The following is a 16842-nucleotide window of genomic DNA, read 5'->3' as shown; positions in this document are numbered from 1 at the left end:
ACGACGCGGCCTCGTCAGGGAGGTTTACAGAGTGAACACGCGTATGCGTCGTGCCGCCGTTGCCGTTGCCGCTGGTGCGATGGCCGTCTCGCTGGCCGCCTGTGGCAGTGCCAAGGAGTCCAAGGGAGACGACAGCTCTTCGGCGTCGTCCGCCAAGAAGGGCGACGACATCAAGGTCGGTCTCCTGCTTCCGGAGAACAAGACCGCCCGCTACGAGAAGTTCGACAAGCCCCTGATCACCAAGAAGATCCAGGAGCTGACGAACAACAAGGCGGAGATCCAGTACAACAACGCCCGCCAGGACGCGAACCTGCAGGCCCAGCAGGTCGACACCATGATCACCAACAAGGTGGACGTGCTGATCCTGGACGCGGTGGACGCCAAGGCGATCCAGAACTCGGTCCAGAAGGCCAAGGACGCCGGCATCAAGGTCGTGGCGTACGACCGTCTCGCCGAGGGCCCGATCAGCGCCTACACCTCGTTCGACAACGAGGAGGTCGGCAAGACCCAGGGCGAGGCCCTGCTGAAGGCGCTGGGCGGCAAGGCCACCAAGTCCTCCAAGATCGTCATGGTCAACGGCTCGGTCACCGACCCGAACGCCGCCCAGTTCAAGAAGGGCGCGCACTCCGTCCTCGACGGCAAGGTCACCATCGCCAAGGAGTACGACACCAAGGAGTGGTCGCCGGACAACGCCAACTCCGAGATGGAGGCGGCGATCTCCTCGGTCGGCAAGGGCAAGATCGCGGGTGTCTACTCCGCCAACGACGGCATGGCCGGCGGTATCATCACCGCTCTGAAGGCCGCGGGCATCTCCGTGCCGGTCACCGGCCAGGACGCCGAGCTGGCCGGTGTGCAGCGCATCGTCTCCGGTGAGCAGTACATGAGCGTCTACAAGCCGTACGCCCCCGAGGCCGAGGCCGCCGCCGAGATGGCCGTCGCCCTCGCCAAGGGCGAGAGCCTGGACTCCGTCGCCAAGGACAAGGTCTCCTCCGGCTCCGCCAAGGACGTCCCCTCGGTGCTCGTCCCGGTCACCGCGCTGACCAAGGACAACATCAACGACACCGTCATCAAGGACGGCGTCTACACCGTCGCCGACATCTGCACGGGCAAGTACAAGTCCGCCTGCGACAAGCTCGGCCTGAAGTAAGCAGCACCTCATCCCGTCCCCGGTACCGGAGTTCGGTCCAGAACGCCGGTACCGGGCCGGACCGGGTGCTCCCAGGCTCCTCCGGTGCCTCGCGTATTCACGCAGCCCCGCAAGCTCGGCGCGGGGCGCCGGACGGAACTTACCCCCCAAACCTTTCTGCACAACCTCCCGCCGGGTCAGGCGGCGAAGGAGATGGTTCACGTGTCCGCTACGCCCGTGCTGGCGTTGCGCGGGGTCTCCAAGCGGTTCGGTGCCGTTCAGGCGCTCACCGACGTAGAGCTTGAGGTCCACGCCGGTGAGGTGGTCGCCCTGGTGGGCGACAACGGCGCCGGAAAGTCCACGCTGGTCAAGACGATCGCCGGCGTGCACCCCATCGACGAGGGCGCCATCGAGTGGGACGGCAAGCCCGTGTCGATCAGCCGCCCGCACGACGCCCAGGCCCTGGGCATCGCGACGGTCTACCAGGACCTCGCGCTGTGCGACAACATCGACGTCGTCGGCAACCTCTTCCTCGGCCGCGAGCTGAAGAAGTTCGGCGTCCTGGACGAGGTCGAGATGGAGCGCCGCGCCCGCGAGCTGCTCACCACGCTGTCGATCCGCATCCCCAGCGTCCGTATCCCGATCGCCTCGCTCTCCGGCGGTCAGCGCCAGACCGTGGCCATCGCCCGTTCGATGCTCGGTGACCCCAAGCTGGTCATCCTCGACGAGCCCACCGCCGCCCTCGGCGTCGAGCAGACCGCCCAGGTCCTCGACCTCGTGGAGCGCCTGCGCGAGCGCGGTCACGCCGTCATCCTCATCAGCCACAACATGGCGGACGTGAAGGCGGTGGCGGACAAGGTCGCCGTCCTGCGCCTCGGCCGCAACAACGGCGTCTTCGAGGTCAAGACGACCTCGCAGGAGGAGATCATCTCCGCCATCACCGGCGCCACCGACAACGCCGTGACCCGCCGTGCGGCGCGCACGAACGGGGAGGTTTCCAAGTGAGCGTCGACAAGACCTCCGCGAACGTCGACAAGACGCCCGAGTCCGGCAAGGACGCGCCCGTCGTGAACCCCGAGGCCGCCTCCGCCGCCGTCACCGCGGTCGACCCCCGGCTGCTGGTGCGCGAGCAGGGCCTGCTCGGCTACTGGACCGAGTTCAAGCGGAAGATGAAGGCCGGTGAGCTGGGCTCCCTCCCGGTGATCCTGGGCCTCGCGGTCATCTGCATCATCTTCCAGGTCCTGAACTCCGAGTTCCTCTCCGCGCAGAACATCAGCAACATCACGGTCACGATGGTCGGCACGGGCATGATCTCCGTCGGCATCGTCTTCGTGCTGCTGCTCGGCGAGATCGACCTGTCGGTCGGCTCGGTCAGCGGCGCGGCCAGCGCCCTCGCGGCCGTCCTCACGGTCAACCAGGGCTGGCCCGAGTGGGTGGCCGTCCTGGTCGCCATCGCCGCCGGCGCCGCCATCGGCGCGCTGCACGGCTTCTTCTTCGCGGTGCTCGGCGCCCCCGCCTTCGCCGTCACCCTGGCCGGTCTGCTGTTCTGGCTGGGCTTCATGCTGAAGGTGCTGGGCGAGGACGGCACGATCAACCTCGACAGCGACGGCCTGATCGGCAAGCTGACCACGTACACCTTCACCGACCTGGCCGCCGCCTACGGCCTGGCCCTCGTCGTGGTCGTGCTGTTCTTCGTCAGCTCCTTCCTCGGCAACCGGCGCCGCGAGGCCGCGGGCGTCCCGTCCCGGCCGCTCAGCGACACGGTCCTGCGCACCGTCCTGCTGGCTGTGGTCTCGTTCGCCGCGGCGTACATGTACAACCAGTACAAGGGCCTGCCGCTGGCCACGGTGATCTTCCTCGCCTTCCTGGTCGGCACCGACTTCCTGCTGCGCCGCACCTCCTACGGCCGCAAGATCTTCGCGCTCGGCGGCAGCGTCGAGGCCTCCCGGCGTGCGGGCATCAACGTCACCGCGGTGCGGATCTCCGTGTTCGGCATCTCCGGCGGCTTCGCCGCCATCGGCGGTCTGTTCCTGGCCTCCAAGATCGCTTCCGCCAACCAGAGCGCCGGCACCGGCGACCTGCTGATGAACGCGATCGCCGCGGCCGTCATCGGCGGCACCTCGCTCTTCGGTGGCCGCGGCCGCACCTGGAACGCCCTGCTGGGCGTGCTGGTGATCGTGTCCATCCAGTACGGTCTCCAGCTGGAGTCCATCGCCGAGCCGGTGAAGTACATGATCACCGCGGCGGTGCTGCTGACCACCGTGGTCATCGACTCCGTCACGCGCAAGACGCAGAAGACCGCGGGTCGCGCGTAGCGTCCCGGGTCGAACCAGTGCCCGGCACCGGAAGGTGCCGGGCACTGTCGTGTCCCGCAAACCCGGAACATTAGACTCGACAAGCCCGGCAACAGCTCGATCAGCTCTACTGCAAGGAGGCACGGGTGCCGCTGCTGACCCGCATCAGGGGACCGCGCGATCTGGACCGGCTCAGCCCGGAGGAGCTGGACCAGCTGGCAGAGGAGATCCGGACCTTCCTCGTCGACGCCGTTTCCAAGACCGGCGGCCACCTGGGCCCCAACCTGGGCGTGGTCGAGCTCACCATCGCCCTGCACCGCGTCTTCCACTCCCCGAAGGACAAGGTCCTGTGGGACACCGGACACCAGTCCTACGTCCACAAGCTGCTCACCGGCCGGCAGGACTTCTCCCGGCTGAAGATGAAGGGCGGCCTGTCCGGCTACCCCTCGCAGGCCGAGTCCGAGCACGACGTCATCGAGAACAGCCACGCCTCCACGGTGCTCGGCTGGGCGGACGGCATCGCCAAGGCCAACCAGCTCAGGAAGCGGGACAGCCACGTCGTCGCCGTCATCGGTGACGGGGCGCTGACCGGCGGCATGGCCTGGGAGGCGCTGAACAACATCGCCGAGGCCAAGGACCGCCCGCTGGTCATCGTCGTCAACGACAACGAGCGCTCCTACGCCCCGACCATCGGCGGCCTCGCCAACCACCTGGCGACCCTGCGCACGACCGACGGCTACGAGCGCTTCCTGACCCGGACCAAGGAGATCCTCGACCGCACCCCGGTCGTGGGCAAGCCGCTGTACGAGACCCTGCACGGCGCCAAGAAGGGGCTGAAGGACTTCATCGCCCCGCAGGGCATGTTCGAGGACCTGGGCCTGAAGTACGTCGGCCCGATCGACGGCCACGACATCGAGGCCCTGGAGTCGGCCCTGGCCCGGGCCAAGCGGTTCGGCGGCCCCGTCATCGTGCACTGCCTGACCGAGAAGGGCCGCGGCTACCAGCCCGCGCTGCAGGACGAGGCCGACCGCTTCCACGCCGTGGGCAAGATCCACCCCGACACCGGCCTGCCGATCGCCAGCTCCGGCGCCGACTGGACCTCCGTCTTCGGAGACGAGATGGTCAAGCTGGGCGAGGAGCGCGAGGACGTCGTCGCCATCACCGCGGCCATGCTCCAGCCGGTCGGCCTCGACCGGTTCGCCAAGCGCTTCCCCGAGCGGGTCTACGACGTCGGCATCGCCGAGCAGCACGGAGCCGTGTCGGCGGCGGGCCTGGCGCACGCCGGCGTCCACCCGGTCTTCGCCGTCTACGCCACCTTCCTCAACCGCGCCTTCGACCAGGTCCTGATGGACGTGGCCCTGCACAAGTGCGGGGTGACCTTCGTCCTGGACCGGGCCGGCGTCACCGGCACCGACGGCGCCTCCCACAACGGCATGTGGGACATGTCGATCCTGCAGGTCGTGCCGGGCCTGCGGCTGGCCGCCCCGCGCGACGCCGACCAGGTGCGCGCCCAGCTCCGCGAGGCCGTGGCCGTCGAGGACGCGCCGACCGTGGTCCGCTTCTCCAAGGGCGCCGTCGGCCCCGCCGTACCCGCCGTGGGCCGGGTCGGAGGCATGGACGTGCTGCGCGAGCCCGGCACCGACCGCCCGGACGTGCTGCTGGTCTCCGTGGGCGCCCTCGCGCCGATGTGCCTGGAGATCGCCGGCCTGCTCGAGCGGCAGGGCATCTCCACCACCGTGGTCGACCCGCGCTGGGTCAAGCCCGTCGACGAGGCCATGGCCCCGCTCGCCGAGCGGCACCGGGTCGTCGTCACCGTCGAGGACAACAGCCGCGTCGGCGGCGTCGGCTCCGCGATCGCCCAGGCCCTGCGCGACGCCGGCGTGGACGTGCCGCTGCGCGACTTCGGCATCCCGCCGCGCTTCCTCGACCACGCCTCCCGCGCCGAGGTCATGGCCGAGATCGGGCTGACCGCACCCGACATCGCCCGCCAGGTCACCGGTCTGGTCTCCAGACTGGACGGCCGGTTCGACCGTACGGCGGCAGAGGTCGACTCCGTCGAGCCCGCGCGCGACTAGGGGCAAGCGCCCCCACGGGCCGGTTCCGCCACCCCCCCCGGTGGCGGAACCGGCCCTTCTGCGTGAACCTGCCTGTGCCGGGCATACGCACACCCGGCCCTCTCGATCATGTCGAGGACGACAAGCGTGGGAGGTAGGCACGTGAGCAGCGCGCTCTTCAGGACGAAGAACGTCGAACAGTCCATCCGGGACACCGAGGAACCCGAGCACTCCCTCAAGAAGTCCCTCTCCGCCCTCGACCTGACCGTCTTCGGCGTGGGTGTCATCATCGGCACCGGTATCTTCGTCCTCACCGGACAGGTGGCCAAGAACAACGCCGGCCCGGCGGTGTCCCTGGCCTTCGTCGCGGCCGGCGTCGTCTGCGCGCTCGCCGCGCTCTGCTACGCCGAGTTCGCTTCCACGGTCCCCGTGGCGGGCTCCGCGTACACGTTCTCGTACGCCTCCCTCGGCGAACTGCCCGCCTGGATCATCGGCTGGGACCTCGTCCTGGAGTTCGCCCTCGGAACGGCGGTGGTGGCCGTCGGCTGGTCGGGCTACATCCGCTCGCTGCTCGACAACGCGGGCTGGCACCTGCCGGACTACCTGGCCGGCCGGGACGGGGCCACCGGGTTCGGCTTCGACATCCTCGCCGCCGCGCTCGTCCTGGTGCTCACCGGCATCCTCGTGCTCGGCATGAAGCTGTCCGCCCGGATCACCTCGATCGTGGTCGCCATCAAGGTGGCCGTCGTCCTCATCGTGATCATCGCCGGCGCCTTCTTCGTCCACGGCCAGAACTACAAGCCGTTCATCCCGCCCGCCGAGCCGGTGCCCGCGGGCGGCAGTCTCAAGGCCCCGCTCATCCAGCTCATGATCGGCTGGGCGCCCGCCAACTTCGGCGTCATGGGCATCTTCACCGCCGCCTCGGTGGTGTTCTTCGCGTTCATCGGCTTCGACATCGTCGCCACGGCCGCCGAGGAGACCCGCAACCCGCAGCGGGACATGCCGCGCGGCATCCTCGGCTCGCTGATCATCTGCACCGTGCTCTACGTCGCGGTGTCCGTCGTCGTCACCGGCATGGAGAAGTACACCCGCCTGTCGGTCGAGGCCCCGCTCGCCGACGCCTTCAAGGCCGTCGGGCACCCCTGGTACGCGGGCGTCATCAGCTTCGGCGCCGCCGTCGGCCTGACGACCGTGTGCATGATCCTGCTGCTCGGCCAGACCCGGGTGTTCTTCGCGATGAGCCGTGACGGCCTCCTGCCGCGCTTCTTCTCCCGCGTCCACCCGCGCTTCAAGACCCCGCACCGGCCGACCATCCTGCTCGGCGTGATCATCGCGATCGTGGCCGGGTTCACCAGCCTGAGCGAGCTGGCGGAACTGGTGAACATCGGCACGCTGTTCGCGTTCGTCGTCGTCGCGATCAGCGTCATCATCCTGCGCAAGACACGCCCGGACCTGCCCCGCGCGTTCCGCACCCCCTGGGTCCCGGTGGTCCCGATCGTGTCCGTGTGCGCCACGCTGTGGCTGATGCTCAACCTGCCCGCCGAGACCTGGCTCCGCTTCGCCATCTGGATGGTCATCGGCATCGCGGTCTACCTCCTCTACGGCCGCAAGCACAGCATCCTCGCCCTGCGGGAGAACGCCCCGGCCGGCGAGGTGCCCGGGGCGCCGCCCGGAAAGAAGCAGTAAGCACCCGGTAGTTCCCCTCGGCCCCGTATGTTCCGCTTCGCCGGAACTGCGGGGCCGGATAACGTGCTGTCCGTGCCGCCCATGCTCGCCGCCCAGTCCACCTCCGCACGGCCCGCGCTCACCCGGACGGCGTACTGGATACGGCTGCTGCCCGCCCTGGCGGCGCTCGCCTGCGTCACCCGGATGCCGTCCTTCGCCCGCCCGCTGTGGAACCCCGACGAGGGGTATCTGGCCGTCCAGGCGGGCCTCCTCGCGCACGGCGGCCGGCTGTACGAGACGGTCGTGGACCGCAAACCCCCGCTGCTGCCCTGGCTGTACGAGGCCGCCTTCGCGCTCTGCGGTCACGGCTCGCTCACCCCGCTGCGGGTCCTGGCGGTCGCCGCGCAACTGCTCACCGCGGCCCTGCTGGCCTCCGTGGCCCGGCGCCGCTGGGGCGACACCGCGGGGCGCACCGCCGGGGTGCTCTACCTGCTGGTGTCGGTCGGACTCAACCCCGAGGACGCGCAGGCCGCCACCTTCGAGGTGTTCATACTGCCCGGCACCGCGGCCGCCCTGTGGTGCGCGGACCGCGGCCGCTGGGGCACGGCCGGCACCGCAGTCGCCTGCGCCTTCCTCACCAAGCAGACGGGCGGCGCGGTCCTGCTGCCCGTGGTCTGGCTGCTCTGGCGGCGGGGCGGGGCGCGAGCGGGGGAGGAGCCGGGGGGTGCGGCGCGGGCGGGGGGTGTGCGGGGGCGTGGTTGTGTGGGCGGTGGGGGCGTGCGTGGTTCTGTGGGAGGTGGGGGCCTGCGGGGGCGTGGCCCTGCGGGGAGTGAGGCCGTGCGGGGGCGTGGTTCTGTGCGGGGTGGGGCCGTGCGGCTGGCGGCCGGTTTCGCGCTTCCCGTCGCGTGCGTCGCCCTCGCCACCGACCCCGCCGGGTTCCTGTTCTGGACGGTCACGGGATCAGCCACGTACGCCTCTTTCACGGGCTCGGAACTGCTCGTCCTCGGCCGAGGGCTGGCCAACACCGCGATCCTGGCCGTGGCCTGCGCGGGCCTGATCCCGCCGGTGGTGCGGGTGCTGCGAGCAGGCCGCCCCGCCGGAGCCGCCGGAGCCGCCGGAGCCGCCGGAGCTGCCGGAGCTGCTGGAGCCGCCGGTGCTGCTGGAGCCGCCGGTGCTGCTGGAGCCGCCGGTGCTGCCGGAGCCGCCGGTGCTGCCGGAGCCGCCGGTGCTGCCGGTGCTGCCGGAGCCGCCGGAGCCGCCTGTGCCCCCGCCACCGGAGCCGCCGGAGCCGCTGGAGCGGCCTGCGCCCCCGGAGCTGCCCGCATGCCCGGGGTCATGGGAGCCGTGCGAGCCATGGGGGCCGACCTGTGGCTCTGGCTGGCCTCGTCGGCCGGGGCGGTCGTCCTCGGCTTCCACTTCTTCGGGCACTACTACCTGCAACTTCTGCCCCCCGCCGCCCTGCTGGCCACGGCGGCCCTGCAACTCCTGCCCCGCGCACACCTGACGTCCGCCGTCCTCACCTCCGCCGGCTGCTGCGCCCTGTTCCTCACCTGGGGCCTGCTCGCCCCGCGTGCCGAACTCGCCCACGCCCAGCGCCTCGCCACCGCCCTCGCCCACCGCACGACACCGGCCGACCGGGTCCTGGTGTGGGGCATACACCCCGAGACGTACTGGCTGGCGGACCGCACCCCGGCCAGCCGCTACCTCACCGCGGGCCTGCTCACCAACTACAGCGGCGGCCGTGACGGCCCCCGGGTCGGCGAGAGGTACGCGGTCCCGGGCGCCTGGCCCGTCTTCCGCGCGGAGGTGGCGGCGCGTGCCCCGGCTCTGGTGGTCGACGACTCCCGCGGCAAGCCGTACCGCCCGGAGCGGGTCCCCAGCCTGCGCCGGCTGCTGGAAGGGCGGTACGAGGAGGTGGGCCGGGTCGACGGGGCGGTGCTCTACGCCCGGATCCCCAGCGCCTGAGGGGGAGTTGACCCGATCGGCGCCGACCCCTCCTGCTATGCTCGGGACGACCATTTGAACACGTTCAAATCAGGGGGATCACATGTCTGCGCCGATCACGCCGGACCCCGGTGACACACCCGCCGTCGCCCTCGGCCCCACCGCGCTCGTCCTCGGGATCATCGCCGCCCCCGGCCTCTGGCCCGGCCTCATGTTCGCCCTGATGCCGTGGTCGTGGCTGGCCGGCGCCCTCGCCGTCACCTTCGGCCTGGCGGGCATCCACTACGCCCGCCAGGGCACCGGCCGCATGTGGCCGGCCGTGACCGGAACGCTCCTCGGCTTCGTCGGCCTGGCCGGCTTCTTCTTCCTGATGGCGGCGTTCTCGGTCTGACGGCGCCCACGGGCCCGGCGCGCCGCCCCGACCGGGCGCCGCCGACCGGGGCAGGCGCCCTGCCCTGCGGGGAGCGCCGCCGACCGGGGCGGCGCCGTCCGTCCCCGAGCGGCGGCGGGCGCGCGACCCGGCGCTCAGCCCAGCACCGCGCGCGGCCCGGTCACCTCCGCGCCCAGCTCGCTCACCCGGCGCCGCAGCTCGCGGTCGGCGGTGACCACGAGACGGCGCCGGCCGGAGTGCTCCGCGGCCAGCTCGACGATCCGGTCGTCCCCGCTGCCGGGGGCCGACTCCACCCGCACCTCCGGCACCGACTCCACCCCGCGCGCCGCGCCCTCGACCACGAGCACGATCTCGACCGCGCCGTCGTGCCCCGGCAGCCCCTCGGCGGCCAGCCGGTCCCGCAGCCGCCCGGCGGTCCCGCCACCACCCGTCCGGCCGCGAACCGACGACGTTCGCGCCGTCGACGATCAGCAGCAGGGGGTCGTCCGTCGTGTCCGTCATGTCGCCGACAGCCTTGGTTTCGTCGCGTTCGTAACCGGTTCAGTCTGTCACGGGAGGGATCGGCGTCGCCGCCCGCACGCGATGCCGGAGGGCGCTGGGGAACAGGTGCGCGAGCGACATATGATGTGTCGAGTTTCAGGGTTCCCGTGTCCGTGATGCGGCGGGCTTGAGGAAGGTGCACGAGGCCATGCGGAGAAGGCCGGCAGGCCCCGTGGATGCCGCCCGTCCGGGCGGGCGCTTGCGGGAGGGGCAGGAGCGGTTCGCGTCCGGTGCCGCCCATGGGAACTGGCTCACGCTGGGCAAGGACGGCCGGCTCACGCTCTACGCACCCACGGACGGCGGGCTTCTGCGCTGGACGGAGACCACGGTCGGCGGCCCCGTGTGGAGCGGCCCGCACTTCGTCGAGGCCCCGGGTGTCACCGAGCTGACCGTGGCGCAGGGCGCCAACGGCTATGTCCACTTCTTCGGCCGCCGGGAGCGTGCCGGAACCGACGGTGCGCGAAGCGTCGACGTCGTCCACGCCATCCAGTACCAGACCGGTCTCGCCTTCAGCGACTGGCGTTCGCTCGGCGCTCCGAAGCCGGACGGGGAACTCGGCCGTCCGGTCGGAGCCGTCGCGGCGGACGGCACGGTGCACGTCTTCGTGCGCGGCGCGCACGGCGGACTGATGCTGCGCCGCGAGGCGCCGAACGGGAAGTGGCGGGCGTGGGAGGACCTGCGGGGCGGCGGCATCGACGCCGCGCCCGCGGCGGTCGCCCTGGAGGACGGGCGGGTGGAGGTCTGCGCCGCGGCGGAGACGGGCCTGCTGATCTGGCGTCAGGCCGCCCCGGGCGGCGACTTCGTCGGGCCGCGCGGATTCTCACTGCGCGCCGCGCCCGGGACGCTCGCCGCCGCCGGGACCGGGCTCGACCGGGCCACCTTCTTCTGGACGGACGCCGACAGCGGCGGCGCCGCGGCCTGGCGGATCGGCGGCTGGCCCAACATGCTCGGCGGGTCGCCGGCCGAACGGCCCTACGCGGCGCTGCGCGCCCCGCTGGACGGTTACGACTGCCTCGTTCTCGCCTACCGCGGCACCGACGGCTCGGCCGTACTGGGCATGGGCGGCACCGAGAAGGAGGAGGACGGCTTCTGGTGGTACGCGCTGCCCGAGTCCTGCCAGGGCGGTCCCGCGCTCGCGAGGGACGGCCGGGGACGCGTGGTCATGGCGCTCATCGGCCCCGACGGCGTGCCCAAGGTGGCCCGTCAGGACGACGGCGCCGGCCTCTCCCTCGGCCGCTGGCACTCGCTCTGACCCGCCGTCGGCCGGCCGCCCTCGCATGGGGCGGCCGGCGGCAAGGGGTCAGCCGCCCGTCGCGGGGGACTTCTTCGCGGACTCGGGGATGACGGCGTCCGAGCGGATCGCCTTCCACAGCTGATTCGCCTGCGGCTGCGCCGCCACGACGCGGTTGGGGTCGACCTTGTCGTAGGCCACCGGGAGCATGATCGTCTCCATGGTGGACGGGTCGACACCGTTCAGGCTGCGGCCGAAGTCCGCAAGCTTGGTGAGGGAGGCGAGGTCGGAGTCGGTGGTGAGCGCGGTGGTGAGCTCGTCAGCGATCTTGTAGGTCTTGGTGGGGCTGCCCAGCAGGTCCTGCTTCTTGATCTCGGAGAGCAGGGCGAGCATGAACTGCTGCTGCAGACCGATGCGGCCGAGGTCGCTGCCGTCTCCGATGCCGTGCCGGGTACGGACGAACTGGAGCGCCTGCGTGCCGTCGAGCCGATGCGTGCCGGCGGTCAGGTTCAGGCCGCTGGAGGAGTCGTGGATGTCCTGGTCGACGGTGACGGTCACTCCGCCTATCGCGTCCACCAGTCCCTTGAAACCGGCGAAGTCGACCTCGACGTAGTGGTCCATGCGGACCCCGGATATCCGTTCCACGGTCTTGACCACGCAGGCCGGGCCCACCTGCGAGTAGATGGAGTTGAACATCACTCGATTCGCGGACGCGACCGTGGAGCCGTCGGACTTGGTGCACTCGGGCCGGGTCACCAGGGTGTCGCGGGGGATGCTGACGGCGACGGCCCTGGTGCGGCCCTCGGGTATGTGCATCACCAGCGCGGTGTCGGAGCGGGCGCCCGAGACGTTGCCCGCGCCCACCGCGGCGTTGGCGCCGGCGCGCGAATCGGAGCCCAGTATCAGGATGTTCTGTCCGGAGGTGGGCAGCTTCTCGGGCCGGTCGTCACCGATCGCCTTGTCGATGTCGACGCCCTTGATGTTGTTGTCGAGGTCGCTGTAGAGCCAGTAGCCGATGCCGCCGGCCGCCAGCACCAGGACGAGGAGGGACAGCAGGACGATACGGCCCCAGCGTCTCCTGCCGCGCTGCGGCCGACGCCGCCCGCCGCTCGCCGGGGTCTGGCCGTCGGGGCGGGGCTCGGTGGTGGCGCTGTGCGTCATCGCCTTCGGTTCCTCTCCTCACGGGCTCCGCGATGCGGAGGATCGGGGCCCGGGTGGGGGGAAGGCCGGCCCGCTGATGCTGTCGGTGCAGTGGGAGCACTATAGGCGCCGCGCACAAGGCCTTCAGGGCGCGGGTGACCAGGGGGCGGGCCTGAGATGCATGGCACATGAACAAGTCTTGACCACGGGTAAGAGTCACATAAGATGTGGTTCATCTGTGAACAAAGATGGAGGGGGTTCTGTCGTGTTCACGGGTGCTGGTGATGCGTCGTCGGCAAGGGGGCCGCCGGGCGTCACCGCTTTGAGGGGTGGGCGTTCGAGCGGGACCTTTTGATGTCCTGGCGGGCGAAATGTGTGGGTAGGAGAACGAGTTGGCGGATCATCCGCGCCTGAGTGTCGTGGTGCCCTTTCAGGATGTCGAGCTCTACCTGGCCGAATGTCTCGAGTCGATCGCCCGGCAGTCGTTCCGTGACTTCGAGGTGATCCTCGTCGACGACGGCTCCACCGACGGATCCGTCCGGATCGCGGCCGACTTCTGTGCGGCCGACCGGCGCTTCCGGCTGGTCCGGCAGCACGCGCACGGCCCGGGCCACGCCCGCAACGTCGGTCTGCGGTGCATGCACCCGCGCGGCGAGTACCTCGCCTTCGCCGACGGCGACGACGTCATCCCCGAGTACGCCTACGAGCTGCTGATCCGCACCGTCGAGGAGTCCGGTTCCGACTTCGTCTCCGGCAACGTGCAGATGATGAACTCCACGAGCAAGTGGCAGTCGCCGCTCCACAAGGGCCCGATGGAGAAGAACCGGCGCGGCACCCACATCACGAAGCACGACGCGCTGATCTACGACCGCACGGTCTGGAACAAGATGTTCCGGCGCTCCTTCTGGGACCGCCACTCCATCGAATTCCCCGAAGGCGTCCTCTACGAGGACTCGTGGGTCAACATGTACGCCCACTTCCGCGCCGCCAAGGTCGACGTCATCACGGACGTCGTCTACTTCTGGCGCCGCCGTGACGCCGGCGGCGCCCCGTCCATCACCCAGCGCCACACCGAGCTGTCGAACCTGCGGGACCGTGTCGCGGCGGTGCAGTCGGTGAGCCGGTTCCTCGGCGACGAAAGCAACGGGGACTTCGAGGGCAGCAAGCGCAAGTACGACCTCGCCTGCCTCAAGTCGGACCTCATGCTCCACCTCAAGGTGCTGCCCGACGCCGACGAGGAGTACCAGCAGGCCTTCATGGAGTGGGCCAACGCGTTCCTGGACGAGGCAGACCTCACCATCATCGACGAGCTGCCGGCGGACGCCCGCGTCAAGTGGCTCCTGGTGCGCGCCCGGCGGCTGCCCGAGCTGCTGGAGGTCGTGCACTTCGAGCGCAAGGGCGGCCCGATGCCGGTCCAGCGGCGGGTCCGCCGCTACCTCAACTACCCCTTCCTGGGGGACCGCGAGGTCGGGCTGGACAAGAAGGCCTACCGGCTGGACAAGGAATTCTCGCTGCACGGGTCGCTGAGCGGCGCGCACTGGAGCGGCAACGGCCACCAGCTCACCCTCACGGGCGCCGCGTACGTCCGGTTCATCAACGTCCACAAGAAGCACATGTCGGTCAAGGCCATCGCCCTGCGGAACAAGAAGCAGGGCCGGATGGTGGTGACCACGGCCAAGACCACCTATGCGCCGCAGGCCACCGAACGCTCCAACCAGAATCGTTACTGCTACGACTGGGCGGGCTTCGAGGCGCGTATCGACACCACCCGGCTCAAGCGCAAGGGGGAGTGGGTCGAGGGGACCTGGGACGTCGCCGCCGGCGTCCTCAGCCGCGGTCTGTTCCGCTACCGGGGCATCGGCCGCGGCGGCGCGGGAACCGCCGCGAACCCGCCGTACCGGTATGTCGACAAGAACACCCGGATACTTCCGCTGTTCCTGCAGGGCAAGCTCAAGCTACGCGTGGAGATCGTGCGCTGCCGCATCACCGGCCACCGCGTCCACGGCGACCAGCTGGAGCTGCGCGGTGTCTACCTCGGCCCCAAGGTCCCGGAGTGGGGCAAGCTCCGGGTCACCAGCATGAGCGGGGCGGGGCGCCACGACGCCCGGGTGCACTTCACCCCCGGCGGCGAGGGCTGGTGCACCTTCAGCGCCCGTCTCCCGCTGCGCGTCCTGGTGCCCGGGTTCCGGTCGGACGCCCAGGCGGACGGGCAGATCCCCAAGTCCTGGAGCATGGGCAGCAACGGCTGGAAGACCACCTTCCACGTCGAGGGCCGCAAGATGACGATGTATCCGGTCATGGCCCAGGAGACGGCCGACGGGCACTACCGGATGCCCGCGTCGCTCCAGACCCGTGAGGGCGACCGGGAAATCGTGGTCCACCGCAACGGTTCGGGCTACCTCGTGCTCTTCGAGCGGGCGACCCTGCCCACCGCGACGGACGTCGCCTGGCGCGAGGACGGCTCGCTGGAGATCAGCGGCCGCTATCTGGCCGCCGACCGGCTCACCGCGCAGGAATACCACGACGCCCACCTCGTGGTGCGTTCGCGCGCCCACGGGGCGGAACGCCCCGTTCCGCTCGTCTGGAACGGCAACGAGTTCCACGCGGTGCTCACCCCCGCGGCCATGCGCACGCTCGCCGGCGACATCCCCCTCGCGGCCGGCCGCTGGGACTTCTTCCTGCGTCGCCAGGACCTCTCGGCGGTGGCCCGTGAGGACCGGCTCGAAGACCTGATGGTGAAGATCGAGCAGGACCGCATCGAGTCCTTCCCGCAGGAGTACGAGGCGAGCGAGCGCCGGTACGAACTCGAGGCGGAGGCGTACGACAGGCTCTCCCTCCTGGTCCACTCGGCCATGCCCGACGACGCCCGGGGCCCATACCGCCAGAAGCTGCTGCGCACCAAGACCTACCCCGCGGCGCGCCGCAAGAAGGTGCGTCCGGCGATCCTCTTGGACGCGTTCAAGGGCACCCAGTACTCGGACAGCCCCCGTGCCCTGCACGAGGAACTGGTGCGGCGGGGCGTCGACCTCGAGCACCTGTTCGTCGTCCGGGACGACCAGGTCCAGGTACCGCCCACGGCGACACCGGTGCGCATGTGGTCCCCCGAGTGGTACGAGGCGCTGGCCACCAGCCAGTACGTCGTCGTCAACAACCACCTGCCCGACTGGTTCCAGAAGCGCGAGGGCCAGGTCGTCGTGCAGACCTGGCACGGCACCCCGCTGAAGAAGATCGGCCACGACATCGAGGCCATCCACTTCGCCGACCAGCGCTATCTGGAGCGAGTGGAGAAGGAGGTGCAGAACTGGGACATGCTGGTGTCGCCCAACAGCTTCTCCACGCCGATCCTCAAGCGCGCCTTCGGCTTCCCGGGCGAGATGGTGGAGTGCGGATATCCGCGCAACGACATCCTGCGGCTGCCCGGCATGGAGCAGCGGGAGCGGGAGATCCGCCGGCGCATCGGCCTTCCCGAGGGCAAGCGCGTCGTCATGTACGCACCGACCTGGCGCGACGACCAGTTCTACGCCCCCGGCAAGTACAAGCTCGACTTCCGCATCGACCTCGCGGACGCCCGCGCCCGGCTCGGCGCCGACCACGTCCTCCTGGTCCGGCGTCACCCCAACGTCGTCGACCCGGTGCCGGGAGCCGGCGACGGCTTCGTCTTCGACGTCTCGGACTACCCGGACATGGCCGACCTGTCCCTGATCACCGACGTCATGATCACGGACTACTCGTCGCTGATGTTCGACTACGTCAACACCGGGCGCCCGATCCTCTTCTTCACCTACGACCTGCACCACTACCGCGACACCCTGCGCGGTTTCTACTTCGACTTCCAGAACAGCGCTCCCGGTCCTCTGGTGCACACCTCCGAGGATCTCGTGACCTCGATCCGCGAGATCGACCGGATCCACGAGGAGTACGCCGAGCGCTACCGCTGGTTCCAGAGCGAGTTCTGCGATCTCGACGACGGCTACGCGTCCGCGCGGCTCGCCGACCGGATGCTGGTCGCGGGCGGTGACCTCGCCCCCGAGGCCGCCCGAGCACCTGCCGTCGGCACGGTGGACAACACGCACGCGGGACGGCCCCTCACCCCCCTCCACTGGAACTCCCAGCAGTGGTTCGCCCCCCGGCCCGGCCCGGCCGAGACCCCGGCCGAAGCAGGGCTGATGAACGTGATTCCCGGCCAGTCCTCGCATCACGGACACGGGGTGACGGGCGGTGTGCCGCAGGCGCAGGAGTACGGCCCTGCGGCCGCGCAGACGGGCGCCGGGTGGGCCGGTGACTTCGACGCCGTCCAGCAGCCGCACGCCCAGGCGCCAGCCGCGATGCAGCGGTTCATGCCCTTCACGACGCCTGCGCAGGCGCAGGTGCCCGAGGGCAGGGCCGTCGAGGACGTGGTCGTGTGACGCCCGGGACCCGTCCCGGGCGCGACCGGCGCGTTCGGCGGCCGCGTCCGC

General features: G+C 70.7%; 10 protein-coding genes and 1 pseudogene. 9 read left to right on the top strand and 2 right to left on the bottom strand.

Translation table 11 applies throughout. The annotated features are described in order from the left end of the window. The first annotated feature begins 43 nt into the window (after positions 1–43). The 7 genes from ACZ7JA_RS16105 (at position 44) to ACZ7JA_RS16075 (ending at position 9474) form a co-directional block, all read left to right on the top strand. Positions 44–1147 carry a sugar ABC transporter substrate-binding protein gene (locus ACZ7JA_RS16105; RefSeq protein WP_351666847.1) on the top strand — a complete coding sequence of 368 codons (1104 nt, stop codon included), beginning with the start codon at positions 44–46 and terminating at the stop codon, positions 1145–1147. Positions 1148–1339: 192 nt separating this feature from the next. Further along, on the top strand, positions 1340–2131 hold the full coding sequence (locus tag ACZ7JA_RS16100; protein WP_174266236.1) for an ATP-binding cassette domain-containing protein: 792 nt from the start codon (positions 1340–1342) through the stop codon (positions 2129–2131). Next, a complete protein-coding gene (locus ACZ7JA_RS16095) occupies positions 2128–3441 on the top strand; it encodes a sugar ABC transporter permease (protein ID WP_351666756.1) in 1314 nt (437 codons plus the stop codon). The genes ACZ7JA_RS16100 and ACZ7JA_RS16095 overlap by 4 nt, the downstream gene beginning before the upstream one ends. Positions 3442–3566: 125 nt before the next feature. Then, positions 3567–5495, top strand: coding sequence for a 1-deoxy-D-xylulose-5-phosphate synthase (dxs, locus tag ACZ7JA_RS16090; RefSeq protein WP_351666758.1), 1929 nt, complete (start codon positions 3567–3569; stop codon positions 5493–5495). 141 nt (positions 5496–5636) lie between these two features. After that, positions 5637–7160: an amino acid permease gene (locus tag ACZ7JA_RS16085; RefSeq protein WP_351666760.1), complete on the top strand. Its 1524-nt coding sequence runs from the start codon at positions 5637–5639 to the stop codon at positions 7158–7160. An 81-nt stretch (positions 7161–7241) separates the two neighbouring features. Then, positions 7242–9104 carry an ArnT family glycosyltransferase gene (locus ACZ7JA_RS16080; RefSeq protein WP_470809008.1) on the top strand — a complete coding sequence of 621 codons (1863 nt, stop codon included), beginning with the start codon at positions 7242–7244 and terminating at the stop codon, positions 9102–9104. Between the two features lie 82 nt (positions 9105–9186). Continuing rightward, a complete protein-coding gene (locus tag ACZ7JA_RS16075; protein ID WP_351666762.1) occupies positions 9187–9474 on the top strand; it encodes a hypothetical protein in 288 nt (95 codons plus the stop codon). A gap of 134 nt (positions 9475–9608) precedes the next feature. Here ACZ7JA_RS16075 and ACZ7JA_RS16070 read toward each other — a convergent pair. Then, a pseudogene (locus tag ACZ7JA_RS16070) lies at positions 9609–9975 on the bottom strand (NTP pyrophosphohydrolase). Between the two features lie 238 nt (positions 9976–10213). On the opposite strand from ACZ7JA_RS16070, the gene ACZ7JA_RS16065 reads away from it, so the two are divergent. Next, positions 10214–11266 (top strand): DUF8189 domain-containing protein, encoded by a 1053-nt coding sequence (locus tag ACZ7JA_RS16065; RefSeq protein ID WP_351666766.1) that lies wholly within the window; start codon positions 10214–10216, stop codon positions 11264–11266. Positions 11267–11314: 48 nt separating this feature from the next. Here ACZ7JA_RS16065 and ACZ7JA_RS16060 read toward each other — a convergent pair whose 3' ends face one another. Next, positions 11315–12406 (bottom strand): LCP family protein, encoded by a 1092-nt coding sequence (locus ACZ7JA_RS16060; protein ID WP_450751478.1) that lies wholly within the window; start codon positions 12404–12406, stop codon positions 11315–11317. Positions 12407–12807: 401 nt separating this feature from the next. Between ACZ7JA_RS16060 and ACZ7JA_RS16055 the strand changes: the two genes are divergently transcribed. After that, entirely contained in the window at positions 12808–16791 is a 3984-nt protein-coding gene (locus ACZ7JA_RS16055; RefSeq protein WP_450751476.1) for a bifunctional glycosyltransferase/CDP-glycerol:glycerophosphate glycerophosphotransferase, read from the top strand. Positions 16792–16842 lie beyond the last annotated feature (51 nt).

The organism is Streptomyces sp. NPDC038135 (assembly GCF_055601245.1).
Note: the sequence above shows the minus strand (reverse complement) of the source record. Positions and strands in the feature narration are given on the sequence as shown.

Bases quoted from the DNA above. Each gene is read 5' to 3' on its own strand.
- ACZ7JA_RS16075 (WP_351666762.1), top strand. From the start codon at position 9,187: ATGTCTGCGCCGATCACGCCGGACCCCGGTGACACACCCGCCGTCGCC.
- ACZ7JA_RS16105 (WP_351666847.1), top strand. From the start codon at position 44: ATGCGTCGTGCCGCCGTTGCCGTTGCCGCTGGTGCGATGGCCGTCTCG.
- ACZ7JA_RS16080 (WP_470809008.1), top strand. From the start codon at position 7,242: ATGCTCGCCGCCCAGTCCACCTCCGCACGGCCCGCGCTCACCCGGACG.
- ACZ7JA_RS16060 (WP_450751478.1), bottom strand. From the start codon at position 12,406: ATGACGCACAGCGCCACCACCGAGCCCCGCCCCGACGGCCAGACCCCG.
- ACZ7JA_RS16100 (WP_174266236.1), top strand. From the start codon at position 1,340: ATGGTTCACGTGTCCGCTACGCCCGTGCTGGCGTTGCGCGGGGTCTCC.